The organism is Rhodococcus sp. 05-340-2, from assembly GCF_002258915.1.
Lineage (GTDB): Bacteria > Actinomycetota > Actinomycetes > Mycobacteriales > Mycobacteriaceae > Rhodococcoides.
This window is the reverse complement of the sequence record NZ_NOYU01000027.1, coordinates 709,960-733,916: the sequence shown is the minus strand read 5'-3', so window position 1 is coordinate 733,916 and position 23,957 is coordinate 709,960. Positions and strand designations below refer to the sequence as shown.

Genomic DNA, 23,957 nt, shown 5'->3' with positions numbered 1-23,957 from the left:
AACGACCAGTCTGCCCCTACCGGTGTGGCTTCCGGAAATCCCCGGCGGCGGGATCGAATCGATCGGCCTCGATCACCTGTCCCTCGAGGATCAATGCAGAACCGGATGCATTCGGTGCTCGGCTGGCGTCGTCGACATGATCGTCGAGGATCTCACCGTCGATGACGGTGGGGCGCATGCGCCGGGTCGCGGTCGCAACCTGCGGCAACCAGCGTGCGGCGGCCCACATCACTGCCGGGCGCAGCAGCCACCTGGTCGGCGGGATCAACAACAGCAACCCGATCACCGTGGTCACCAGTCCCGGCACGAACATTGCGACCGACCCCGCGGCGAAGAGTGCGCCATCGGCCACGGCACCACCGGCCGATCGCTCGCCTCGGGATGCCCGCTGCAGACCGTCCAGCACACGTCTGCCCTGCGATCGCACCAGCAACGACCCGACCAGCGATCCGCCGATCAGCAGTACGACGGTCCAGAGCACACCGAGTGCGCTTCCCACGGCGACCAGCGCTGCGACCTCGACCACGACATAGAGTACGAACAGAGCGAGCATGACGGTCCTTTCTTCGCTTCACCGGTACAACGCGCGGGGCATCGAAATCGCTCCCGGGTGACCGGTTTGCCGGGAAATTCTCAGGAACCCGGTCGGACGAGGCCGGTTTCGTACGCCAGCACGACCGCCTGGACTCGATCGCGGATGTCCAACTTCGTCAGGATTCGACCGATATGGGTCTTGATCGTCGCCTCGGACAGATGCAGAACGGCCGCTATCTCGGCATTGGACAAGCCGGTCGCCAAGTGCACCAGCACCTCGCGTTCACGGCCGGTGAGTGAGTCGAGAACAGAGGCATCGGTGGTCGACGGAGTCTGTGAGACGAACCTCGAGAGCAAACGCTTGGTGACCTTCGGTGAGACGACGGCATCGCCTGCAGCCACGCTGCGAATCGCGGAGACCAGGTCCTCCGGTGGAGTGTCCTTGAGCAGGAATCCACTGGCCCCCGCCCTGAGCGCACCGAGGACGTGCTCGTCGAGATCGAAGGTCGTCATCACCAGAACCTTGGCGTCCGAACCCGATTCGGTGATGGTGCGGGTGGCGGCCACGCCGTCGACGCCGGGCATCCGGACGTCCATCAGCACCACTGCCGGTTTCAGTCTGGCCACGGCCTCGACGGCACCGGCCCCGTCGGAGGCCTCCCCCACCACCTCGATGTCGTCCTGCGCCTCGAGCACCATGTTCAATCCCATGCGCATGAGTTCCTGGTCGTCCACGACGACAACGGTGATCGGCACCGACCCAACCTAACCCTCACTCGATCGGCAGCGTTGCCCGCACGAGCCAATTGCCGTGTGGCGTCCGACCCGCATGCAGGGTGCCTCGAAGCACCGCTACTCGCTCGCGCATCCCGAGCAATCCGTGTCCACCGCCGTCCGCCGACGTCGGGGTGCCCGAGCCGGTGCCGTTGTCGGAAATCTCGACGCTCACCTCCTCTTCTGCGCGAACCACTTTCACGACCGCGCGCGGCGCATGACCGGCGTGCCGTAGGACATTGGTCAGCGATTCCTGGACCAACCGGTGCACTCCGAGGCTGATCGCCGGGCTGATGTCGTCCAGGTTTCCCGTCTGTTCGAGCTCGACGTTCAAGCCGGCGCGACCCATCATCTCGACGACACGGGCCAGGCCTGCGGTCCCGTACTGGGGCATGTCGTCCGAATCGGGAGACGTCCGCAACAATGCGACCGTTCGACGTAACTCCGCCAGCGCCGATCGGCCCGTGGCGGAGATGTTGGCAACGGCCTGCTCCGCGCGATCGGGGTTGCGCCTGATGGCGTACGAGGCGCCGTCGGCCTGGACCACCATGACACTGACGCTGTGGGCGATGACGTCGTGCAGTTCGCGCGCGATACGCGTGCGCTCGGTGATCACGGCCTCTTCGGCACGGCGATCCCTGTCGTACTCGGCCACGACGAGACGGGCCTGCGTCGCTTCGTCGTATGCCCTGCGGGCACCGAGAAATTCCGCCGCAACCCACGACAGCGCATACATCAGCGCGCTGAACAACAGCGTCGTGATCACCGGTTGGGTGAACAGGTACAAGTTCGCGGCGGTGTACGCAGCGAGGGCGGCGGCATAGATGCCGCCCTGAACTCGACCGACGTACGCAACCAGCGTGTAGAGCATGATCGGTAGCGCCAGGGCGGCCGGGTGACCGTTGTAGGCATCGCCCACGAGGCTGCCCGCTATGTCGGAGCCGAGTGTGGTGACGAGAGTGAGTGCTGCGATCGAGCGAGGCAGACGACGCCGCCACGCGACGGGAATCGTCAGCACGACCGAAAAGACCAGGAACAACGGTCCGTTCAGACCGTCGACCGAGCTCACGAACACCAGAATGTCGACGACGAACAGCCCGACCGCCAGCAGGGCATCGGCCACGAACGGCTGCCCACGGAGCCACAGACTGAATCGACGCATGTGATTGAGTTTGCCGTATGACTGCTGCCGACTGGGGATTGCTGATGGTCGCTGCCACGACCGCCGGTTGGGTCGACGCAGTGGTGGGCGGAGGTGGCCTCATCCTGCTGCCCGCGATTCTTCTCGTGGCACCTCAGCTCACGCAGCAGGCAGCACTGGCGACGAACAAGGCGACGGCCGTATTCGGTACCGTCGCCGCCGTCGTCACCTTCGCGCGGAAGGTCTCGCTCGACTGGGCGGTGCTGATTCCGGCCGGCGTCCTCGCCGCCGTGGCTTCGGCGGCAGGCGCAGCTGCGGTGTCGTTGATCGACCGCGAGCTGTTCATCCCGATCATCATGGTCGTTCTCGTGGGTGTGGCCGTACTGGTCACCTGCCGTCCGACCATCGGTCTGAGCGCGGCATCGTCGCCGCCCACCCATCGCAAGGTTCTGATCGTCATCGGGTGCGCAGCCGCCGGAATCGGCTTCTACGACGGCATTCTCGGGCCCGGTACCGGAACGTTCCTGATCATCGTCTTCGCCACGATGCTCGGAACCGAGTTCGTTCGCAGCGCCGCGATGGCCAAGGTGATCAACGTCGGGTCCAACGTCGGTGCCCTCACCTTCTTCGCCGTCACCGGCAGTGTCTACTGGCAGCTCGGAGCAGCCATGGCGGTGTGCAACGTGTTCGGTGCCGTCCTCGGATCGAGGACAGCGGTCGCCCGCGGTGCCGGATTCGTGAGAATCGTCCTGCTCGTCGTGGTCGTGGGCATGGTGATCCGACTCGGATGGCAACAATTCGGCTAGCGTCTTCAGGCGTGACGAGACAATCGGATCGATCGGTCGACGCCGACTTCCTTGCTCTGCCCCTGCAGGCCCTCGCGGACGCCGCCCTGAGCGCCGCCCGCTCGGCCGGGGCAACGCACGCCGATGTTCGCGTGCAGCGCTTGACGACTCAGTCCATATCGCTGCGCGACGGCTCCGTTCAATCCGCCATCGACGCCGGTGAGATCGGCCTCGCCGTGCGGGTCGTGGTCGACGGCACCTGGGGTTTCGCATCGCACGCCGAACTCGGCACCGACGCAGCCGCAGCCACGGCCCGCAGTGCGGTCGAGGTGGCCACAGCGCTGCGCACGCTCAATCGCGAACGCGTCGAACTCGCCTCCGAGCCGGTGTACTCGAATGCGACGTGGGTGTCGGAGTACGACATCGACCCGTTCGAGGTACCCACCGCCGAGAAGGTGGCACTGCTGGCGGAGTATTCGTCCCGGCTGGCGGCGTCGGACGGCGTCGATCACGTCACCGCCTCGGTTCTGCAGGTCAAGGAGCAGTCGTTCTACGCGGATCTGGCCGGTAGCAGCATCACGCAGCAGCGGGTGCGACTGCATCCCCAGTTCGAGGCCACCACGGTTGATCGATCCGCCGGTGCATTCGAGACCATGCGCACCCTCGCGCCACCCGTCGGACGAGGCTGGGAGTACCTGGGTGAGCACAGCACGTGGGACTGGGCCGACGAGCTGGCCCGGATCCCCGAGTGGCTGGCCGAGAAGGTGAAGGCACCGTCCGTCGTGGCAGGACCTACCGATCTCGTCATCGATCCGACCAACCTGTGGCTCACCATTCACGAGTCGATCGGGCACGCAACGGAATACGACCGTGCCATCGGCTACGAGGCCGCCTACGCCGGCACTTCGTTCGCGACCCCGGACCAGTTGGGGACGTTGCGCTACGGATCGCCCATCATGCACGTCACCGCCGACCGTACCGAGATCAACGGCCTGGCCAGCATCGGCTGGGACGACGACGGAGTCGCGTCGCAGAGATGGGACCTGGTACGCGACGGGACACTCGTCGGGTACCAACTCGATCGAGTGTTCGCCCCGAAACTCGGTCTCGAGCGGTCCAACGGGTGCTCGTACGCCGATTCTCCGCATCACGTACCGATCCAGCGGATGGCGAACGTGTCGCTGCAGGCCGACCCCGAGACCGATCGATCGACCGCCGACGTCATCGGGGAGGTGGAGGACGGCATCTACGTCGTCGGCGACAAATCCTGGTCGATCGACATGCAACGCTACAACTTCCAGTTCACCGGTCAACGCTTCTACAGAATCCGCAACGGCGTGCTCGACGGCCAGGTCCGTGACGTGGCGTACCAGGCGACGACCACCGAGTTCTGGGGCTCGATGGAACTGCTCGGCGGGCCGTCCACGTGGCGACTCGGCGGCGCATTCAACTGCGGCAAGGCCCAACCCGGCCAGGTGGCCGCCGTCAGTCACGGCTGCCCCGTCGCGTTGTTCCGCGGCGTCAACGTCCTCAACACCCGATCGGAGGCAGGTCGATGATCGCGCCGCAGCTCGTGATCGAACGTGCACTCGCCTGCGCGAGTGTCGACGACACCATCGTGATCGTCACCGACTCCAGCGACGCAACACTGCGGTGGGCCGGAAACTCCATGACCACCAACGGAATTGCCACCTCCCGGCGCTGGGAGGTGATCTCGATCGTGCGAGAGGCCGACACCGTTCGAGTCGGCACCGTGTCTTCGACGAGCGTCGATCCGGACGACATCGAGGCCGTGGTACGTGCGAGCGAAGCGGCCGCGCGATCGGCTGAACCCGCCGACGACGCGATGCCCTTGCTGCCTCGAGAGTCGGCCTCGGACCCGCGAGACTGGGACCGCCGAGCACAACACACGTCGATCGACGTGTTCGGCTCGCTGGCAAGGGAATTGAACGTCGGTTTCGACGGCGAGGACACGTTGTACGGATTCGCGCAGCACACCGTCGACAACGTCTGGCTCGGAACCTCGACCGGTGTGCGTCGTACCTTCACGCAGCCCACCGGATCGGTCGAGATAAACGGCAAGCGATCCGGGGCGAGCGCCTGGGTGGGCACCGGAACCACCGACTTCGCGGACGTGTCGGTCGAGGCGATGTTGGCGGAGCTGTCCACCCGACTCGGCTGGGCCCGGAACACCGTCGAACTGCCCGCCGGTCGCTATCAGACTCTGCTGCCCCCGTCGGCGGTGGCCGACCTGATGATCTACCTGATGTGGACCATGGAAGGCCGCGGAGCGCAGGAAGGCCGTACCGCGCTCTCGCGGGCAGGTGGAACGCGAGTGGGCGAGAAACTCACCGACCTGCCGCTCACCCTGTTCTCCGATCCACACGCATCGGGACTCGAGTACGCGCCGTTCGTGGTGGCCGGGTCGTCGAGTGATTCGGTGTCGGTGTTCGACAACGGCATGGACATCGAGCGCGTCGACTGGATCCGCGACGGATCGGTATCCGCCCTTTCCTATCCACGTGCATCGGCGCAGAAGTTCGGAGCTCCCGTCGCGGTCCCGGGCGAGAACCTCGTTCTGACAGGCGGCACGGACGTCGGCCTCGATCAGATGGTTGCCGACACAGAACGCGGGCTGCTCCTGACGACGCTCTGGTACATCCGTGAGGTCGATCCGACCTCGCTGCTGCTCACCGGGCTGACCAGGGACGGCGTCTATGCCATCGAGAACGGTCGAATCACCGGTGCGGTGAACAATTTTCGCTTCAACGAGAGCCCGCTGGATCTGCTACGCCGCGTCACCGAGGCGGGCGCAACGGAGGCGACACTGCCGCGCGAGTGGAAGGACTGGTTCACCCGCACGGCTATGCCGCCGCTGCGCATTCCCGACTTTCACATGTCGTCGGTCAGCGCCGCCCAATGAGGCCGGTCCGAACTACTTGTCGGGTCCGGTGAGCTCGAGAGCGATGTTGTCGGGATCCCTGAACTCGACGATGGACATGCCGGGCCCAGCATCCTTGATGCCCTCGTGTGCGATGCCCAGCTCGTCGAGCGTCTTCACGGCGTCTTCCAGCGCTGCACGGGTGTCGACGGTGAAGCTCAGGTGATCGAGCCCGCAACGGTCTTCGGCGAACGTGTCGTCGTTCGGTGCGACCGGGCGCAGACCGAGCAGACCGCCGCCGAATTTGTAGATGACGCCACCGAAGAGGAACCAGAGGGCCTTCTTGGTCTCTTCGTCCGCGTCGGGATCCCAGGCGTAGGCGACGTCGAAACCGAACACCGAGTCGTAGAACGACCGGGACCGGTCGATGTCGCTGACGGTGAGGCGAACATGGTTGTAATCGGTCACTGCGATAGGCACGTGGTGCTCCATTCCGGCAGCAGGGGAAGCTGCCTCACGAAGCATTCGGAACTGCGCATACGAGCGATGGTGCCGAGTTCTGCTTCTCAGGCGGCGGTGATCGCCAGCCCGACGGAACCACTCTTGCCCCGGCGGAGCACGCTGCCCTTGACGGTGAGCCATCCGAGAATGCCGTACTTCGACGCGATGGCTGCACGTGCCTTCTCCGTCTGGGCCGCGTCGAGTATCTCGGCCCGTGCGTCGACCGCGTCGCCCTGGGGGTTACCGCGCATGTCGCACGGGGCCAGGGTGACTGCGGGGTTGCGCCGAATCCGCTTGACCTTCCACGAATCGGCCACCGTCCACACCAGCAGCCGATCCCCGTCGAGAGCACCCCACAGCGGGGTCGGCACCCCGGTGCCGTCCTTCTTGAACGTCGTCAGCAGTACGTACTTGCCCTTGGCAATGTCTTCGAAGGTGGCAGCCATACCGCTCAGAGTACGTCGCTACTCCCCTTCGAGCTCGCCCTCGGTTTCCAGATACACCTGGCGCAAGCCGTCGAGAACCTGCTTGTTCGGCTCGGCCCACATCTTTCGCTCGGCCGCTTCGAGCAGCCGCTCCGCGATACCGTGCAGGGCCCACGGATTGGACTGTTGCATGAACTTCTTGTTCTGCTCATCGAGCACGTACGTCTCGGCCAGCTTCTCGTACATCCAGTCCTGCACCACGTCGGTCGTCGCGTCGTAACCGAACAGGTAGTCCACGGTCGCCGCCATTTCGAACGCGCCTTTGTAGCCGTGCCTGCGCATGGCCTCGAGCCACCGCGGGTTCACCACCCGGGCGCGGAACACCCGCGCGGTCTCTTCCGACAGTGTGCGCGTGCGAACCGATTCCGGCCGTGTGCTGTCACCGATGTACGCCTCGGGCGATTTTCCGGTCAACGCACGCACGGTTGCGACCATGCCGCCGTGGTACTGGAAGTAGTCGTCCGAATCGGCGATGTCGTGCTCACGCGTGTCGGTGTTCTTGGCGGCGACGGCAATGCGCTTGTAGGCGGTGCGCATGTCGTCCGAGGCCGGAACGCCGTCGAGACCACGTCCGTACGCGAAGCCGCCCCAGGTGGTGTAGACCTGCGCCAGGTCGTCGTCGCTGCGCCAGGTCTTGCTGTCGATCAGCTGAAGCAACCCGGCGCCGTAGGTCCCCGGCTTCGATCCGAAAATTCTTGTCGTGGAACGTCGTTCGTCGCCGTGCTCGGCAAGATCGGCCTGCGCATGCGCTCGCACGTAGTTCTGCTCGGCCGGCTCGTCCAACGCGGCGACCATCCGGACCGCATCGTCGAGCAGGGCCAGTACATGGGGAAACGCGTCGCGAAAGAAGCCGCTGATGCGGACCGTCACGTCGATGCGGGGACGGCCGAGCTCGACGAGGTCGATCACCTCGAGTCGCGTCACCCTTCGCGACGCCTCGTCCCACACCGGAGAGACTCCGAGCAGCGCGAACACTTCGGCGATGTCGTCGCCGGAGGTCCGCATGGCCGACGTACCCCACACCGACAGCCCGACGGATTTCGGCCACTCGCCGTGATCCTGGCGGTAGCGAGCGAGCAGCGACTCCGCCATCGCCTGCCCGGTCTCCCACGCTAACTTCGAGGGCACGGCCTTCGGATCGACGGAGTAGAAATTGCGGCCGGTGGGCAGCACGTTGATGAGTCCGCGCAACGGTGAACCGCTCGGACCCGCCGCGATGAAACCGCCGTCGAGCGCGTGCAGCACCTGGGCGATCTCGCGTGAGGTCCCGCGCAGACGCGGAACGACCTCGGATGCGGCGAACTCGAGAATCTGTGTGACCACGCCGCCGTGCTCGCCGGCCACCCGCGCAGCCGCGGCGGGATCCCACTGCGCTGCCTGCATCGCCGCGACCAACCCGTGGGCCACGGCCTCCACAGCGTCGACGCGGGTACGGTCCTCGTCGCCGTCCTCGCTGAGTCCCAGTGCTTCTCGCAGGCCGGGGACCGTCTGCTCTCCGCCCCACATCTGCCGGGCTCGGAGCATCGCGAGCACCAGCTCGACCTCGGCGTCTCCGACGGGTTCCTGGCCCAGGATGTGCAGTCCGTCGCGGATCTGTACGTCCTTGATCTCGCACAGCCACCCGTCGACGTTCAGCAGCATGTCGTCGAACACTTCTTCGTCGGGGCGCTCCTCGAGCCCGAGGTCCTTGTGCATCTGCGCCGCCGTCATCAGCGTCCAGATCTGCTGGCGGATGGCGGGCAGCTTGGCCGGGTCCAGTGCCGAGATGTTCGCGTGCTCGTCGAGTAGTTGCTCGAGCCGGGAGATGTCGCCGTAGCTCTCCGCGCGCGCCATCGGCGGAATCAGGTGATCGACGAGGGTGGCGTGCGCTCGGCGCTTGGCCTGCGTGCCCTCCCCTGGATCGTTGACGAGGAACGGGTAGATCAACGGCAGGTCTCCCAGGGCCGCATCGGTTCCGCAGGAAGCGGACATACCGAGTGTCTTGCCCGGCAGCCATTCCAAGTTGCCGTGCTTGCCCAGGTGCACCATGGCGTCCGCGCCGAAGCCGCCGTCGGCCTGCGTGGCCGAGATCCACCGGTAGGCCGCCAGATAGTGATGGCTCGGCGGCAGGTCCGGGTCGTGATAGATCGCAACCGGCTTCTCGCCGAATCCGCGCGGTGGTTGCACCATGATCACCACGTTGCCGAATTGCATTGCAGCGATGACGATCTCACCGTCCGGATCGGCAGACCGATCCACGTAGAGATCACCCGGTGCCGGGCCCCAATGCGCGATCACGCCGTCGCGCAGATCCGCGGGCAGCTGCTCGAACCACCGGCCGTACTGCGCGGCCGAGATGCGAATGGGATTGCCCTCGAGCTGGGCATCGGTGAGCCAGTTGGGATCCTGGCCGCCACGGGCGATGAGCGCATGGATGAGGGCGTCACCGTCGCGAGCAGCCAGACCCGGCACCGAATCCGGGCCGTCGAGCGGTCCGAGGTCGTAGCCGGCGGTGCGCATGTCCGACATCAACGCGATCGCGCTCGCCGGAGTATCGAGGCCGACGGCGTTTCCGATCCGCGCATGCTTGGTGGGGTAGGCCGAGAACATCAGGGCGATACGGCGATCGGCAGCCGGAATGTGCCGCAGCCGCGCGTGCCGTACTGCGATGCCTGCCACCCGAGCGGCACGCTCGTGGTCCGGGACGTACGTGGTCAAGCCGTCGTCGTCGATCTCCTTGAACGAGAACGGGACCGTGATGAGCCGGCCGTCGAACTCCGGGACGGCGACCTGCGTTGCCACGTCCAGTGGGGAGAGTCCGTCGTCGTTCTCGGCCCACGTCGCGCGAGAACTCGTCAGACACAGACCCTGCAGGATCGGTACGTCGAGTGCGGCCAGCTCGGCGACGTCCCAGGCCTCGTCGTCGCCGCCGGCCGACGCTCCGGCCGGTTTGGTGCCACCTGCGGCCAGCACGGTCACGATCAGGGCGTCCGCCGACTTCAGAGTGTCGAGCAGGTCGGGTTCGGCCGTGCGCAGTGAGGCACAGTAGATCGGGAGCGCGGTGGCTCCGGCGTTCTCCACTGCAGTGGCGAGGGCATCGATGTACGTGGTGTTTCCGGCCAGATGCTGGGCGCGGTAGTACAGGATCGCCACCGTCGGACCCGCGGAGTGCGGAGCGGAGGATCGTTCGAGGTGGCCCCATGTCGGCAGGTGTCGCGGAGCGTCGAAACCGTGGCCGGTCAGCAACACGGTGTCGGAGAGGAAGTTGTAGAGCTGCTCGAGATTGTCGGATCCGCCCTCGGCCAAGTAGTTGTGCGCCTGCGCGGCCACGTTGGCGGGCACCGTCGAGATCTCCATCAGGTCCGCGTCTGGTGTCTGTTCACCGCCGAGCACGACGACCGGCAGCCCGGTCGCCAGAACAGCTTCGATGCCCGACTCCCACGACCGTCGCGAGCCCAGGATGCGCACGATGATCAACTCGGCCGACTCGGCCATCGCCGGGATGTCCTCGGCGAGCAGCCGGGAAGGGTTGCCCCAGGTGAAGTCTGCTCCGCTGGCACGGGCGCTGAGCAGATCGGTGTCCGACGTGGACAGCAACAAGAACACGGGTAACGCCCTCCTCGGGGGTTTCGCGCCCCTGAAAATCGGTGAAAACTGCTCTTCGACTCGTCGGCGAGAGGGTCTGACTCCAGCCCCGACCCGAAGGATCGAAGGCCGTCACAGTGGCGCGACCGTACCGGATTCTCGCCGGTTTCCTCTCGGCCGGAGCCGTGGACATCGAATGCTACCGGGGCGAGCGTGGAATCGGGCCACCCGTTGCGCTTGTAGCCTGGTGACCATGAGTTCGCCAGAGAGGTCGGTGCCCGACGGCTGCCCCGGAGCGCTGACGACGCATCTGGCCGCGGACGGTCCGCTGGCGCGTGTCCGCCTGCCGGGCGGGGTTTTGCTGCCGGGGCAGATGCAGGTGTTGGCACAGGCCGCCGCGGAGTTGGGTGACGGCACGTTGGAGCTGACCTCGCGGGGCAACATCCAGGTCCGCGCGGTGTCGGACCCGGACGACTTCGCGACCAGGTTGGCCGATGCAGGGTTGCTTCCGTCCTCGACCCACGAGCGAGTGCGCAACATCCTCGCCTCACCCCTGTCGGGCCGGGTGGGCGGTCTCACCGATGTGCGTGCCCTGGTCGGTGGGCTGGACGAGGGCCTGCGTGCGCGACCCGATCTGGCAAACCTGCCGGGTAGGACGCTGTTCGCTCTCGACGACGGCCGAGGCGACCTGTGCGGACTGGAACCGGATTTCGGTGCCTACGCCCAGTCCGACGGGTCCTACGCGGTGCTGTTGGCGGGCCGGGACAGCGGCGTTCGCGTGGACCGCGACGGCGTCGTGTCGACGCTGCTGGACTGCGCAGGTGCCTTCGTGGAGCTGCGGCAGACCCAGTGGCGGGTGGCCGAATTGGACGACGGACCGGCCCGGATCGTCGACCGCCTCGGGCTCTCGGCCGGCCCCGTGGTGTCGATGCCCGCGCCCGTGGAGGTGCCACCGATCGGATGGCTCGACCAGGACGACGGCCTGGTGGCGCTGGCTGCGGGATTGGCGAACGGCGTGCTCGGAGCGCGGCTCGCCGAGTTCCTCGCGGCCATCGACCGCCCGCTGATCATGACTGCGTGGCGATCGCTGATCGTGTGTGATCTGGACGAGGAACCGGCCGAACAGGTCGTCCGCGTACTCGCCCCGATGGGACTGATCTTCGACGCGGGATCACCGTGGATTCGGGTGAGCTCGTGCACCGGATCGCCGGGGTGCGAGAAGTCGTTGGCCGACGTACGAGCCGACCTCTCCGCGGCAGTCGATGCCCGGATGACTCCGCGCGACGAGCGGCAACACTGGTCCGGGTGCGAACGGCGGTGCGGACGACCCAAGGGCGAAGTGACCGACGTCATCGCGACAGGAATCGGCTACCGCGTGTCCTGAGTGGGTGCCTCGGCCGCAGGTAAGACCGGCTTTCTGCTGAGGGGTCCCTCTCCCCTATCGTGAAACGCATGCACGACTACGTCCGCGACGGCGCGGAGATCTACCGACAATCCTTCGCGACCATCCGAGCCGAAGCAGATCTGTCTCGATTCGCACCGGACGTTGCACAGGTCGTCGTGCGCATGATTCACGCGGTCGGAGAGATCGATCTGACCGAGACCATCGGGTACACCCCAGCCGTCGTGACCTCCGCTCGCGCGGCACTGAACGCGGGCGCGCCGATTCTGTGCGACGCCAACATGGTCGCCGCAGGCATCACTCGTCGCCGACTGCCCGCCGACAACGAGGTGCTGTGCACGCTGTCCGATCCTCGGGTACCGGATTTGGCGAAGAAGATGGGCACCACGAGAACCGCTGCGGCGCTGGAGTTGTGGGGCGACAAGCTCGACGGCGCCGTCGTAGCGATCGGCAATGCACCGACGGCGCTCTTTCACCTGATGGAGATGCTGGCTGCCGGAGCGCCGAAGCCTGCGGCCATCGTCGGCGGCCCTGTCGGTTTCATCGGAGCAGCGGAGTCCAAGGAAGATCTGATCGCTGCCGGCCTCAGCGTGGAGTACCTGGTCGTTCGAGGCAGACGTGGTGGCAGCCCCATCACCGTCGCCGCGGTCAATGCCATTGCGAGCGAACAAGAATGACCGGCACCGGAAAACTGTGGGGAGTCGGCGTCGGTCCCGGCGATCCGGAATTGTTGACCGTCAAGGCCGCTCGCGTGATCGCCGAGGCCGATGTGGTTGCTTTCCACAGTGCACAGCACGGTCGCAGCATCTCCCGCGGACTGGCGGCCGGGTACATGCGGGACGGGCAGATCGAGGAACATCTCGTCTATCCGGTGACCACAGAGGCCACGGCGCATCCCGGCGGATATCAGGGTGCGATCGACGAGTTCTACGAATCCGCTGCCGCACGGCTGGCAACCCATCTGGACGCCGGACGCTCCGTAGTACTTCTCGCCGAGGGCGATCCGCTGTTCTACAGCTCCTACATGCACATGCACAAACGGTTGGCCGACCGCTTCGATGTCGAGGTCGTGCCCGGCGTGACGTCTGTCAGCGCGGCCTCGGCCGCGCTGGCAACTCCGCTCGTGGAACGAGACGAAGTGTTCACCGTGCTTCCCGGCACACTGCCCGCAGACGAACTCACGCGTCGACTGCGCGGCACCGACGCGGCCGTCATCATGAAACTGGGCCGGACCTACCCGACGGTGCTCGAGGCACTCGAGCGTTCCGGCCGCCTCGACGAGGCGCGCTACGTGGAACGCGCCAGCACGCCCCAGCAGCGAATACTCGACGCCGCCGACGCCGACAACGTGCCGTACTTCTCGATGATCGTCGTGCCGAGCCCGTCCAACCGAGCCGAAACACCCACCGGCACCGGAGAAGTGGTCGTCGTCGGCCTCGGCCCCGGCGACGACGCATGGACGACCGACGAGGTGCGCGCCGAACTCGCCGCCGCCACCGATCTGGTCGGCTATGTCACCTACATCGATCGCGTACCGCCGAGGCCCGGGCAGATTCGGCACGCCAGTGACAACAAGGTCGAATCCGAACGAGCGGCGTTCGCACTCGATCTCGCCAAGCAGGGCCGACGCGTAGCGGTGGTCTCCTCGGGCGATCCGGGTGTGTTCGCGATGGCCACCGCCGTGATCGAAGTGGCAGCCGAGCAGCAGTGGAACTCGGTACCGGTGCGGGTGGTGCCCGGAATGACGGCCGCCAACGCCGTCGCCAGTCGAGTGGGTGCACCACTGGGTCACGACTACGCGGTCGTCTCCCTCTCCGACCGCCTCAAGCCCTGGGACGTCGTCGCAGCGCGGCTCTCGGCTGTCGCCGGAGCCGACATGGCGATCGCGATCTACAACCCGGCGTCCAAGTCGCGGACGTGGCAGGTTGCGGCAATGAAAGAGCTTCTGCTCGAGCACCGTTCGCCGCAGACCCCCGTGGTCATCGGACGCGCCGTGGGCAGCCCGCAGGAATCCGTACGTACCGTGACGCTCGGCGATTTCGACCCGGAGTCGATCGACATGCGGTGCCTGCTCATCATCGGATCGTCGATGACGACGGTGGTGGAGACGGGAAGCGGGCCGAAGGTGTTCACGTCCAGGCGCTACCCATCAGCAGGCAGCGCATAGCGATTCGTCAACCAGTCCACGGCCGCAGCGACCGCGTACACGGTCGGTGCCGCAGTAGGTGATGCTGGACGGTCGACCATCAGCACCGGGATCGAGGCTGCACGTGCCGCATCGAGTTTGGCTCGCGTCATGTCGCCGCCGCTGTTCTTGGTGATCAACAGGTCGATTCGGTTGTCTGCGAGCATCATCGACTCGTGGGGGACGTCGAAGGGCCCACGGCTCAGTTGCAGTGACATGTGCGGCGGCACCGGACCTGTCGGAGGGTCGATCGCCCTGACCAGAAACCACGAGTGATCGACACTTGCGAAATGGTGAACACCCTGCCTGCCTGTCGTGAGGAACACCCGGCTGCCGGGGGTGATCGCCGACGCCGCGTCGGGCAACGAGGAAACCGAGGTCCATCGATCACCCTCGCCCGCGGTCCACGGTGGCCGCGTCAGCACCAGGAGCGCGACCGACGCTGCCCGAGTGGCCTGTTCGGCGTGCGCTGCGATGGTGGAGGCGAACGGGTGTGTCGCGTCCACCACCACGTCGATCGTGTTGTCTCGCAGCCACACTGCAAGGGCATCCGGACCTCCGAAGCCGCCGATTCGCGTCGGCCCGACGGGCAGTATCGGCTCGGCGACCCGGCCGGCCAGCGAGGTGATCGTCTCGATCCCCTGCACCGTGCCCAGAGCGGCCGCGAGTGCCCGCGACTCCGTCGTACCACCGAGAATCAGGACTTTCACGGTTTGGTCGTACTCCATTGTGTGACCGGCAGCTGCGGTCTCCACGTCGTGAACGCGCCCAGCGGTTCACCACGATAGATCTGGAACCTGCGGAGCTCTCCGCCGTACTTCGCGGCAGCGGTCAGCAACAACGAATCCGATTCGGCGGTCACCGAATTTGCTACCACTCGTCCGCCGGTGCGCACCGCGGCCCAACACGCCTCGAGCATGTCGGCGCCGGTCAACCCACCACCGATGAACACCGCATCCGGTGCCGCGTCTGCGTCCGCGACCACCGCGAAACTCTCCGGGGCGCCGCCGTGCACCACGAGGCCCGGAACTCCCAGATGCAGTGCATTGGTCTCGATCTGCTCACGGCGCGCCTGCGAACTCTCGAACGTCACTGCACGACAGGATTCGTCGGTCCGCATCCATTCGATGGCAATGGTTCCCGATCCGCCCCCGATGTCCCACAACAGCTCTCCGGGCCCTGGCGCCAACGCGCTGAGTGTCAGTGCTCGAACTTCCCGCTTGGTCATCTGACCGTCCCCGGTGTACGCGGAATCGGCCAGGCCGGGAATGCGGGTGTGGCGGGCAGCGTCGGGATCTCGGACGCACAGCAGTGCAACGACATTGAGTGGGTCGACGCTCTCGAACGTCGACTCACGCGCAATCCCGCCGACGATGCGCTCGGCCGGTCCGCCGAGCTGTTCGAGGACCGTCATCTCGCTCGCTCCGAAACCGTTGGCGGACAGCACCACCGCGATCTCACCCGGCGTGCTGCTGCCCCGGCTCAACACCAGTATCCGACGACCGTCGGCCAATTCGGGCAACACCGTCTCGGCCGGACTGTTCACCAGTGACACCGTCGTGGTGTGGTGGAGCGCCCAGCCCAACCGGGCACACGCCAACGACACCGAGGACGGGGCCGGATGCACCCTCAAGCGCTCGGCACCGAACTCCCGCGCCAGCGTCACTCCGATGCCATGGAACATCGGATCCCCGCTGGCCAGCACGCACACGCGAGAACCTGCGCAGGCGTCGATCATCGGCCGCAGATTCGGCACCAACGGACTGGGCCATGTCCTGGTCTCGGTGCAGTGCTCCCGCACCCCCGCGACCTGGCGAGCGGAGCCGAACACCACATCTGCTTGCTCGACGGCCGTGCGGGAACCGAGAGGCAGTCCGTCCCAACCGTCCGCACCGATTCCCACGACCACGATCGGAGTGGGCTCGGGTGCCACCATCAGCGCGGCATTCTGCGCCAGAGCCATTGCGGCAGTAGACGCATGGCGAAGAACACCGGTCGCAGAGTCCCAGGTATCCACACGCTGGCCCGGCGCTTGCGCAGCGCCGCGACAACACTTTCGGCGACCTGACCCGGCGTACTCGACATGGGTGCCGGTGTCATCCCCTCGGTCATGGAACCGATGACGAATCCGGGACGTGCGAGCAGGAGATGCACCCCGCTGCCGTGCAGTGAGTCACTCAGTCCGCTGGCGAACCCGTCGAGACCGGCCTTCGCGGATCCGTACACGTAGTTGGCGCGTCGCACTCGAACACCTGCGACCGACGAGAACACGACCAGGTCGCCACTCCCCTGTGCTCGCAGCAGTTTCGAGGCGTGTGTCAGCACCGAAACCTGAGCCAGGAAGTCGGTGGTGATGACGTCGAGAGCGTGCTGCGCGTCGTCCTCGGCACGCGCTTGATCCCCGAGGATCCCGAACGCCAGCACCACGATCCCGATAGGACCGTGTCGCTCGGCAACCCGGCCGAGAAGCTCGGCGTGAGTGTCCATCGCGTTCGCGTCGAACTCGACGGTGTGGACGGCGTCCGCGCCCGCCTGCTGCACTCGTCGTTGCTGGGCGTCGAGGTCGGTGCTGCGCCGAGCGGCCAGTACGACGGTTCGCCCCGACGCGAGTCGGGTAGCGACCTCGAGTCCGATCTCGCTGCGACCGCCCAACAGCAACAGCGTTCCGGCCGCGGGTTCTCCTCGTCTGCTCACGCCGATCAGTCTTGCCGATGAAATCGCATTCACTACAGTCGGGGCATGGCCGCCATCCCCGCAGACGCGACTGCCCTCGCCGACGACGCATTCGAATTCCTTGCCGAGCGGCACCTGGCCACTCTGACGACACTGCGACCCGACGGAACTCCGCACGTCGTCGCCGTCGGCTTCACCTACGATGCCGAATCGCGATGTGCTCGGGTCATCACCAACGACGTGTCGCAGAAGGCGATCAACGCCGGTCGCGGTGCCTACGCTGCGGTCACTCAGATCGACGGTGCCCGCTGGCTGACGTTGGAGGGGCCCGCGTCGGTGCGAAACGACCGTGAATCGGTCGTCGATGCGGAGAACCGCTATGCGCAGCGCTACCGCGTACCCAGGGAGAACCCCACCCGGGTCGTCATCGAGATACAGGTGCAGCGCGTGCTGGGTAGCCGTTCGCTGCTGAATCGCTGACGAGAGCCACCTCCTCGACCCTCACGCCCAGGGTAGGACGGTCAGGTTCGGCCATTCGGTGGTCCACCGAGCAGCCTTCGCCTCGTACACGTGCTGCATCGGTAACCGCGGGTTCGGCCGCACGATTCCCGCGAAGAGATCGTCGAATCCGTGCGGTGCGTACACGACGTCCGTTCCGCCCCCGTCGGTGGTGATGCCGAAGCAGCACGTGGTGGAGACGAAATGATCGATCGCATCCTCGGTACTTCGGTACGGCGCGATCGCAGAGCCGAAATGCTGCTCGTACCACAGGTGTACGCGCGCCTCGTTGCGTACTTCGACGTCCACACCGAGGTCGGCGAACACCGAGGCCGCGGACTCGATCACCTCGTTCTCCGCTTCGTAGGACAGATCGGAGTCGTCGAAGTAGAAGAAGTCGTAGTCCCGGATACCCGCACGAAGATCCCGACCGGTCAGGTGATTCCACACCGTCTGGAAGAGGCCACCCGCCGTCAGATACCACCCGGGCAGCCCGAGCTGCGGTGCGCGTCGAAGAATCTCGCCGACAGCGGGATTGGATCGAACGATCGAGACAAAGTCGGTCTCGTCCGGTGGCGTCACACCGGCAGGACGGCCAGACCGTGCGGCCTGAGGTTGACCGACTCGCACCCGTCTGCGGTGACCACGACGATGTCCTCGATGCGTGCACCCCACCGTCCGCGGAAGTAGATTCCCGGCTCGATGCTGAACGCCATCCCTTCGGTCAGCGTGATGTCGTTACCCGCAACGATGTACGGCTCCTCGTGTACCGACAGGCCGATTCCGTGACCGGTGCGGTGGAGGAACGCCTCCCCCAGACCGGCGTCGACCAGGACGTCGCGGGCGGCCGCATCGATGGACTGCGCCGTGACACCGGGCACCACCGCATCGACAGCTGCCTGCTGGGCCCGCTCCAGTACCGCGTACTGCTCGGCGATCTCCGCCTGCGGCTCGCCGAGACTGTAGGTCCGGGTCGAGTCGGAGTTGTATCCCGGTGCGACGGGTCCCCCGATGTCGATCACCACGATGTCGCCCGCCTCGACGACTCGATCGGATACCTCGTGATGCGGATCGGCACCGTGAGGCCCGGATCCGACGATGATGAATTCCGGTGCTGTGTGGCCTTCTTCGACGATCGCGGCCGCGATGTCCGACGCGATCTGAGCTTCCGTGCGGCCTACTCGAAGCCATTCACCCATCCGGGCGTGCACGCGGTCGATGGCGTGACCGGCGCGCCGCAACGCGTCGATCTCGGCTGCATCCTTGACCATACGAAGTTCGCGCAGCACGTCCGTGGCCAGTACAGGGACCGTGCCGAAGACACCGGCCAGCGGCACGAAATGCAGGGCGGGCATGGCGTCGGCGACGGCTGTTCTCGTTCCGCCGGGAACAGCGGCCGACACCAGTGCGTACGGATCCACACCGTCGACCCAGTCGACGAGCGTCAGAGACAGCTCCTGAGCCGCGGAATCACCCAGCGCGGCGAGCTCGAGCCGCGGAACGACGACCGTGGGGGTGCTGCCGTCCGCCGGAACCACCAGAGCGATGAGACGCTCGAACGAGCTGGCCTTCGAGCCGATCAGGTACTGCAGATCCGGACCCGGCGTGATCAACAGGGCATCCAAGCCCGCTTCCGACGTCAGGCGAGCCGCGCGGGCGAGCCTGGACGCATAGACATCGCTGGAGAAACGTGAGGAACTGACCGAAGAATCGACACTCATACCTTCAGGCTAATGCCGTACGGCAAGATGAGCGCCATGACCGCCCCCGGAAAGTCTCCGTTGCTGCTCCTCGACGGTGCGAGCCTGTGGTTCAGGGCTTACTACGCACTGCCCGAGTCGATTACGGCCCCAGACGGGCGACCCGTCAATGCCGTTCGCGGCTTCCTCGACATGATCTCGGCGTTGATCGCGCGCACCGAACCCAGCCGACTGGCCGTGTGTCTCGATCTGGACTGGCGGCCACAGTTCCGCGTCGATCTCGTGCCGTCCTACAAGGCGCACCGTGTGGCCGAGGCTGCCCCGGAGGTCGCCGAGAGCGAAGAAGTTCCGGAAACGCTGACACCGCAGGTGGACATGATCATGGATGTGCTCGCCGCATTGGGGATCGCGACCGCGGGCGCAGACGGTCTCGAAGCCGACGACGTGCTGGGGACCCTGGCCGCGCGCGAGCGTCAGGACCCCGTGGTCGTGGTCAGTGGAGACCGAGACCTGCTTCAGGTTGCCGCCGACGAGCCGAACGAGGTGCGCGTTCTCTACGTGGGACGTGGGCTGGCCAAAGCCGAATTGTTCGATCCCGCACTGGTTTCCGAGCGCTACGGGGTGCCACTTCATCGAGCGGGTGCGGCGTACGCGGAACTCGCCTTGCTGCGCGGCGATGCCTCCGACGGCCTGCCCGGCGTCAAAGGTATCGGGGAGAAGACGGCATCGAGCCTGATGATGACCTACGAATCCGTCGGTGCGTTGCGCGCTGCGGCACTCGACCCGTCGTCGGACATGGCCAAGGGCATCCGAGCGAAGCTGGCCAATGCCGGCGACTACCTGGACGCGGCGCTGCCCGTCGTCCGGGTTGTCACCGACGCCGATGTGGTCCTGTCGAAGTCCGACGAGATTCCGGCCGAGCCCGCCGATCTCGACGCGCTGAACACGCTCGCAGAGACCCTCGGTATCGAGAACGCCGTGGCCCGCCTCGTCGCTGCGATGGCGGCCACGGCGTCGACGACCTGACCGAGTGACCGAAACGGGTCTACTTGGGTAGAGAGACCTCGTAGTTGGCGTCGTCGTCGAGGAAGGTCAACGTCACCGTCTTGAAAGCACCGTCGACCGTCAGGGTGCAATCGACACTGGTCCGGGCCTTGACCTCGATGTCCTGGGGACAGGACACACCGGAGACGTCGGACGCACCGTAGGACTCGGTGACGACCGTGCGAATGCCCTCCTCTGCCGCCGCAGTATCGAGGGTGGTCGTGCGTCCGAACGCGAAGAACGACACCACAGCGATCACCGCGATTACTGCGACCACGGCACCTGCGATGATCAGGGGCGTCTTCGACTTGGCCCCGGGCTGCCCGGGCCCCTGCTGATTCGGATATTGCTGGTTGGGATATTGCTGGTTGGGATTCCAAGGCTGCTGTGGTTGCTGACCGTATTGCCCTGGCCCGTATTGTCCACTACCGAATTGCTGTGGTGCGTAGGGGTTCTGGTATGCCGCATCGCCCGATGCAGGCGCGCCGGCACCGGGATAGGGTGCGCCGTACTGCTGACCGGCGGGGTACTGCGCGGTGGGGTTCTGTCCCTGGGGATAGCCGCCCTGCGCGTTCGGGGCCTGGGGGTACTGCCCCTGCGGATAGCCGGCGGGTGGGTATTGGCCTTGGGGGTATTGGCCCTGAGGGTACTGGCCTTGGGGGTACTGCCCCTGAGGGTACTGGCCGCCGGGCTGCTGTGGGCTCTGCCCGTACGCCGTCTGGCCGGGTTCGCCGTAGGGCGCGGCCGGCGGCTGTCCGTACTGACCCCACGCCGAAGGCGTCGGAGTCTGTGACTCGGCCGAAGAACCACCAGGCTGCGTCTCCGGCGTGTCTTTCGCGGCGCCGTCCTGCTGATCGGGCTTGCGCGACCAGCTGTTGTCCGGATCGTTCGGACCGTATGGGCCGCTCATCTCGCCTCCACTGAAAATTCGGATTCGTCGGGGGTACAGTAACCTGCCCGTACGACTCGCCGCTGTACCGACCCGGCAGTCGGATTCGGTCCCGTCATGCGGCATCGACCGCGACCACGCCGCGGCGGAGAGCTGCGATCGCCCGCGCCGCAGTTCGCGACAGTTCCGGCTCCGGGGCAGCGAGCCGAACCTGATCCAACAGGTCGATCACCTGCCGACACCAACGCACGAAGTCTCCACCCGAGAGTGCTTTGCCGTTGTCACCCGCTGTGACGAGAGCATCGACCAACGAATGGTTCGACGCCCACTTGTAGATCGCCTTCACGAAGCCCATGTCGGGTTCTCTCGTCGGGGGAAGCTTGTGCCGAACTTCGTCGGACCGCAGCTCGTGCCACACCCGCACGGTCTCGGTCAGCGCGTGTCGAATCGGACCCGTCGGACCGTGCGGAGTGATGTCACCCTCCGACCTGGACTCGTAGACCACAGCCGAGACCACGGCCGCCAGTTCCGCCGGAGAAAGGCCCTGCCACAGGCCGCCGCGCAAGCACTCGGCGACCAGCAGATCGGACTCGGAATAGATCCGACTCAGCCGCGCGCCGTCGTCGGTGACCTTCGGATCCTTGCCTGCCGTCACGTAACCGCGGTCGGCGAGCAAGGCCAGGATGCGGTCGAAGGTCCGGGCGAGGGAGTTCGTCGTCGCCGATACCTTCTGCCGCATCGTTTCGGTCTCTCGCGCCAACCGGTTGTATCGCTCACCGGTGCGGCCGAGCTCGTCGCGGTCGGGGCGCGCGTGCACCGGATGCGATCGGATGGCTCGTCGAAGGGTGGCCAGTTCCTTGTCGTCCGCTGCGGTCGATTTGCGTCGGATGCGGTCCGACGGCTGCGAGATTCCGCGCGTCACCAGGGCGGTTGCGAGGTCTCGCCTGGTCTTCGCCGTGCGATGGTCGACAAAACGGGGCAGCCGCATGGTGCCCAGAGGTGTGGCAGGAGAGGGGAAGTCCGCTGCCGAGAGTCGGCCGGCCCACTTGTCCTCGGTCAGTACGAGCGGACGCGGATCGGCTCGGTCGTCATCGGGCTCGAGAACCACGGCAAGGCCGCTGCGGCGACCGGTCGGCACCGAGATCACATCGCCGCGGCGCAGTGCGCGCAGCGAATCGACTGCCTTGTCTCGCCGATCGGATCTGTTCTGGCGTTCGAGGGTCTTCTCGCGATCCTTCAGTCGTTCGCGCAGCCGCGCATATTCGAAGTACTCCCCGTCGGGGCCGCCGAGGCGTGCACCGAGTGCCTCCAGCGTCTGCATGTTCTTCTCGATACCGCGAACCATCCCGACGACGGAGCGGTCGGCCTGGAACTGTGCGAACGACCTTTCGAGCAACAGACGTGAATCGGCTGCACCGAACTGTTCGATCAGGTTGATCGACATGTTGTACGCCGGCGCGAACGAACTGCGCAGCGGGAACGTACGGGTCGACGCCAGACCCGCGACCTCGGTCGGCTCCGTGCCCGGCTGCCACAGCACGACGGCATGTCCTTCGACATCGATGCCGCGGCGTCCGGCCCGGCCGGTCAGCTGGGTGTACTCCCCCGGCGTCAACTCGGCGTGTGTCTCACCGTTGAACTTGACCAGCTTCTCGAGCACGACGGTTCGGGCAGGCATGTTGATCCCGAGAGCCAACGTCTCGGTGGCGAACACCGCCCGGACCAGGCCCTTGACGAACAACTCCTCGACGGTGTGCCGGAAGACCGGCAACATCCCGGCGTGATGGGCGGCGAATCCGCGCTCGAGTGCGTCGCGCCACTCCCAGAAACCCAGAACCTCCAGGTCCTCGCGCGGCAGCTCCGAGGTGTGCTTCTCGACGATGTACCGAATTTCCTCCGCCTGCTCGGGCGTGGTCAACACCAGCCGCGAACGCATGCACTGGGTCAGAGCGCCGTCGCACCCGGCGCGGCTGAAGATGAAGGTGATCGCAGGGAGCAGACCCTCTTCGTCGAGCTTGGCTATCACATCGGGACGGGCCAGCGGGCGGTTGTTCGCGCCACTGCCATGGCCGCCACCTCGACCGCCGCCGCCTGACCGACCGCCGCGGCCTCTGCTGTGTGGAGCGTGCCAGCGGTCCATCGAGTCGAGGGACTGACGCTGTTTGACGTGCCGGACGAGTTCCCGATCGACGACGATCTTCTGGCTGCCATCGGCAGACTGGGCTCGCGTGTCGAACAGATCGAACAATCGGCGGCCCACCATGATGTGCTGCGAGAGGGGCACCGGGCGGTTCTCGTCCACCACGACGGAGGTGTCACCGCGAACCGTGCTCATCCAGGCACCGAACTCCTCGGCATTGCTCACCGTTGCCGACAGGCTGACCAGTCGAACGTCGTCGGACAGGTGCAGGATGACCTCTTCCCACACCGCGCCTCGGAAACGGTCGGCCAGGTAGTGCACCTCGTCCATGACGACGTGCGAGAGGCCCCGCAACGTGTCCGATGATGCGTAGAGCATGTTGCGCAGCACTTCGGTCGTCATGATGACGATGGGGGCATCGGGGTTGATCGACGAGTCTCCGGTCAGCAGCCCGACCGTGTCGCGCCCGTACCGCGCGGTCAGCTCGGCGAACTTCTGGTTGCTCAGCGCCTTGATCGGGGTGGTGTAGAAGCACTTACGTCCCGCGGCGAGCGCCAGGTGCACCGCGAACTCGCCGATGACGGTCTTGCCGGCACCGGTGGGGGCACAGACCAGAACGCCGTGGCCGTTCTCCAGAGCAGTACATGCATCGACCTGGAACCGATCGAGCGGGAAACCGAGTTCGGCCGAGAAGCGTTGCAGCTGAGTCGGTTTGGGACTCAGCTGGACGTCCGCCGTAGTCTCCGTCATGCGCTGGTCCC

21 protein-coding genes are annotated in these 23,957 nt (G+C 66.2%); 8 read left to right on the top strand and 13 right to left on the bottom strand.

Annotated elements, in window-relative coordinates:
- Window positions 1–16 precede the first annotated feature (16 nt).
- From CH271_RS18450 to CH271_RS18440, 3 genes are all read right to left on the bottom strand, one after another.
- Window positions 17–553, bottom strand: a complete 537-nt coding sequence (locus CH271_RS18450) for an FxsA family protein (RefSeq protein ID WP_037189285.1) — start codon at window positions 551–553, stop codon at window positions 17–19.
- 80 nt (window positions 554–633) lie between these two features.
- Window positions 634–1,290 carry a response regulator gene (locus CH271_RS18445; RefSeq protein ID WP_094634415.1) on the bottom strand — a complete coding sequence of 219 codons (657 nt, stop codon included), beginning with the start codon at window positions 1,288–1,290 and terminating at the stop codon, window positions 634–636.
- A 16-nt stretch (window positions 1,291–1,306) separates the two neighbouring features.
- A complete protein-coding gene (locus CH271_RS18440) occupies window positions 1,307–2,470 on the bottom strand; it encodes a sensor histidine kinase (RefSeq protein ID WP_037189287.1) in 1,164 nt (387 codons plus the stop codon).
- A 17-nt stretch (window positions 2,471–2,487) separates the two neighbouring features.
- Here CH271_RS18440 and CH271_RS18435 point away from each other — a divergent pair, with 17 nt between their 5' ends.
- Genes CH271_RS18435 through CH271_RS18425 form a run of 3 tightly spaced genes read left to right on the top strand, consistent with a single transcriptional unit; the run spans window position 2,488 to window position 6,157 of the window.
- Window positions 2,488–3,255, top strand: coding sequence for a TSUP family transporter (locus CH271_RS18435; protein ID WP_094634414.1), 768 nt, complete (start codon window positions 2,488–2,490; stop codon window positions 3,253–3,255).
- An 11-nt stretch (window positions 3,256–3,266) separates the two neighbouring features.
- Entirely contained in the window at window positions 3,267–4,793 is a 1,527-nt protein-coding gene (locus CH271_RS18430) for a TldD/PmbA family protein (protein WP_256986440.1), read from the top strand.
- A complete protein-coding gene (locus CH271_RS18425; protein ID WP_094634412.1) occupies window positions 4,790–6,157 on the top strand; it encodes a metallopeptidase TldD-related protein in 1,368 nt (455 codons plus the stop codon). The genes CH271_RS18430 and CH271_RS18425 overlap by 4 nt, the downstream gene beginning before the upstream one ends.
- 12 nt (window positions 6,158–6,169) lie before the next feature.
- Here CH271_RS18425 and CH271_RS18420 read toward each other — a convergent pair whose 3' ends face one another.
- The 3 genes from CH271_RS18420 to cobN all read right to left on the bottom strand — a co-directional run bounded on the left by CH271_RS18420 (window position 6,170) and on the right by cobN (window position 10,686).
- Complete coding sequence (locus CH271_RS18420; protein WP_037189993.1) at window positions 6,170–6,595, bottom strand: VOC family protein; 426 nt, start codon at window positions 6,593–6,595, stop codon at window positions 6,170–6,172.
- An 86-nt stretch (window positions 6,596–6,681) separates the two neighbouring features.
- Window positions 6,682–7,062: a PPOX class F420-dependent oxidoreductase gene (locus CH271_RS18415; protein WP_094634411.1), complete on the bottom strand. Its 381-nt coding sequence runs from the start codon at window positions 7,060–7,062 to the stop codon at window positions 6,682–6,684.
- Between the two features lie 18 nt (window positions 7,063–7,080).
- Window positions 7,081–10,686, bottom strand: coding sequence for a cobaltochelatase subunit CobN (cobN, locus tag CH271_RS18410; protein ID WP_094634410.1), 3,606 nt, complete (start codon window positions 10,684–10,686; stop codon window positions 7,081–7,083).
- 232 nt (window positions 10,687–10,918) lie between these two features.
- On the opposite strand from cobN, the gene cobG reads away from it, so the two are divergent.
- The 3 genes from cobG (at window position 10,919) to cobJ (ending at window position 14,234) form a co-directional block, all read left to right on the top strand.
- Window positions 10,919–12,049, top strand: a complete 1,131-nt coding sequence (gene cobG / locus CH271_RS18405; RefSeq protein WP_094634409.1) for a precorrin-3B synthase — start codon at window positions 10,919–10,921, stop codon at window positions 12,047–12,049.
- 68 nt (window positions 12,050–12,117) lie between these two features.
- Window positions 12,118–12,744: a precorrin-8X methylmutase gene (locus tag CH271_RS18400; RefSeq protein WP_094634408.1), complete on the top strand. Its 627-nt coding sequence runs from the start codon at window positions 12,118–12,120 to the stop codon at window positions 12,742–12,744.
- Window positions 12,741–14,234, top strand: coding sequence for a precorrin-3B C(17)-methyltransferase (cobJ, locus tag CH271_RS18395; RefSeq protein WP_094634407.1), 1,494 nt, complete (start codon window positions 12,741–12,743; stop codon window positions 14,232–14,234). The genes CH271_RS18400 and cobJ overlap by 4 nt, the downstream gene beginning before the upstream one ends.
- Here cobJ and CH271_RS18390 read toward each other — a convergent pair.
- The 3 genes from CH271_RS18390 to CH271_RS18380 are packed head-to-tail and all read right to left on the bottom strand — an operon-like array spanning window position 14,210 to window position 16,946.
- Entirely contained in the window at window positions 14,210–14,980 is a 771-nt protein-coding gene (locus tag CH271_RS18390) for a cobalt-precorrin-6A reductase (RefSeq protein ID WP_094634406.1), read from the bottom strand. The genes cobJ and CH271_RS18390 overlap by 25 nt on opposite strands.
- Window positions 14,959–16,215 carry a precorrin-6y C5,15-methyltransferase (decarboxylating) subunit CbiE gene (cbiE, locus tag CH271_RS18385; protein ID WP_256986439.1) on the bottom strand — a complete coding sequence of 419 codons (1,257 nt, stop codon included), beginning with the start codon at window positions 16,213–16,215 and terminating at the stop codon, window positions 14,959–14,961. Before cbiE ends, CH271_RS18390 begins: the two co-directional genes overlap by 22 nt.
- Complete coding sequence (locus CH271_RS18380; RefSeq protein WP_094634405.1) at window positions 16,188–16,946, bottom strand: SDR family NAD(P)-dependent oxidoreductase; 759 nt, start codon at window positions 16,944–16,946, stop codon at window positions 16,188–16,190. The genes cbiE and CH271_RS18380 overlap by 28 nt, the downstream gene beginning before the upstream one ends.
- 45 nt (window positions 16,947–16,991) lie before the next feature.
- Here CH271_RS18380 and CH271_RS18375 point away from each other — a divergent pair, with 45 nt between their 5' ends.
- Window positions 16,992–17,405 carry a TIGR03618 family F420-dependent PPOX class oxidoreductase gene (locus CH271_RS18375; RefSeq protein WP_037189297.1) on the top strand — a complete coding sequence of 138 codons (414 nt, stop codon included), beginning with the start codon at window positions 16,992–16,994 and terminating at the stop codon, window positions 17,403–17,405.
- Window positions 17,406–17,426: 21 nt separating this feature from the next.
- Here the strand turns inward: CH271_RS18375 and CH271_RS18370 are convergent, their stop codons facing one another.
- Both CH271_RS18370 and CH271_RS18365 read right to left on the bottom strand, forming a co-directional pair.
- On the bottom strand, window positions 17,427–18,005 hold the full coding sequence (locus CH271_RS18370) for a nucleotidyltransferase family protein (RefSeq protein WP_094634404.1): 579 nt from the start codon (window positions 18,003–18,005) through the stop codon (window positions 17,427–17,429).
- A complete protein-coding gene (locus tag CH271_RS18365; protein WP_037189299.1) occupies window positions 18,002–19,144 on the bottom strand; it encodes a M24 family metallopeptidase in 1,143 nt (380 codons plus the stop codon). The genes CH271_RS18370 and CH271_RS18365 overlap by 4 nt, the downstream gene beginning before the upstream one ends.
- A gap of 27 nt (window positions 19,145–19,171) precedes the next feature.
- On the opposite strand from CH271_RS18365, the gene CH271_RS18360 reads away from it, so the two are divergent.
- Window positions 19,172–20,149: a 5'-3' exonuclease gene (locus tag CH271_RS18360; RefSeq protein ID WP_037189998.1), complete on the top strand. Its 978-nt coding sequence runs from the start codon at window positions 19,172–19,174 to the stop codon at window positions 20,147–20,149.
- A 19-nt stretch (window positions 20,150–20,168) separates the two neighbouring features.
- On the opposite strand, the gene CH271_RS18355 is transcribed toward CH271_RS18360, so the two are convergent.
- Together CH271_RS18355 and CH271_RS18350 are read right to left on the bottom strand one after the other, a co-directional pair.
- The gene (locus CH271_RS18355) at window positions 20,169–21,077 is read right to left on the bottom strand and encodes a DUF4333 domain-containing protein (RefSeq protein ID WP_094634403.1); all 909 of its coding nucleotides are present in this window, start codon (window positions 21,075–21,077) and stop codon (window positions 20,169–20,171) included.
- A 94-nt stretch (window positions 21,078–21,171) separates the two neighbouring features.
- Window positions 21,172–23,946 carry a DEAD/DEAH box helicase gene (locus CH271_RS18350; protein ID WP_179274668.1) on the bottom strand — a complete coding sequence of 925 codons (2,775 nt, stop codon included), beginning with the start codon at window positions 23,944–23,946 and terminating at the stop codon, window positions 21,172–21,174.
- Window positions 23,947–23,957 lie beyond the last annotated feature (11 nt).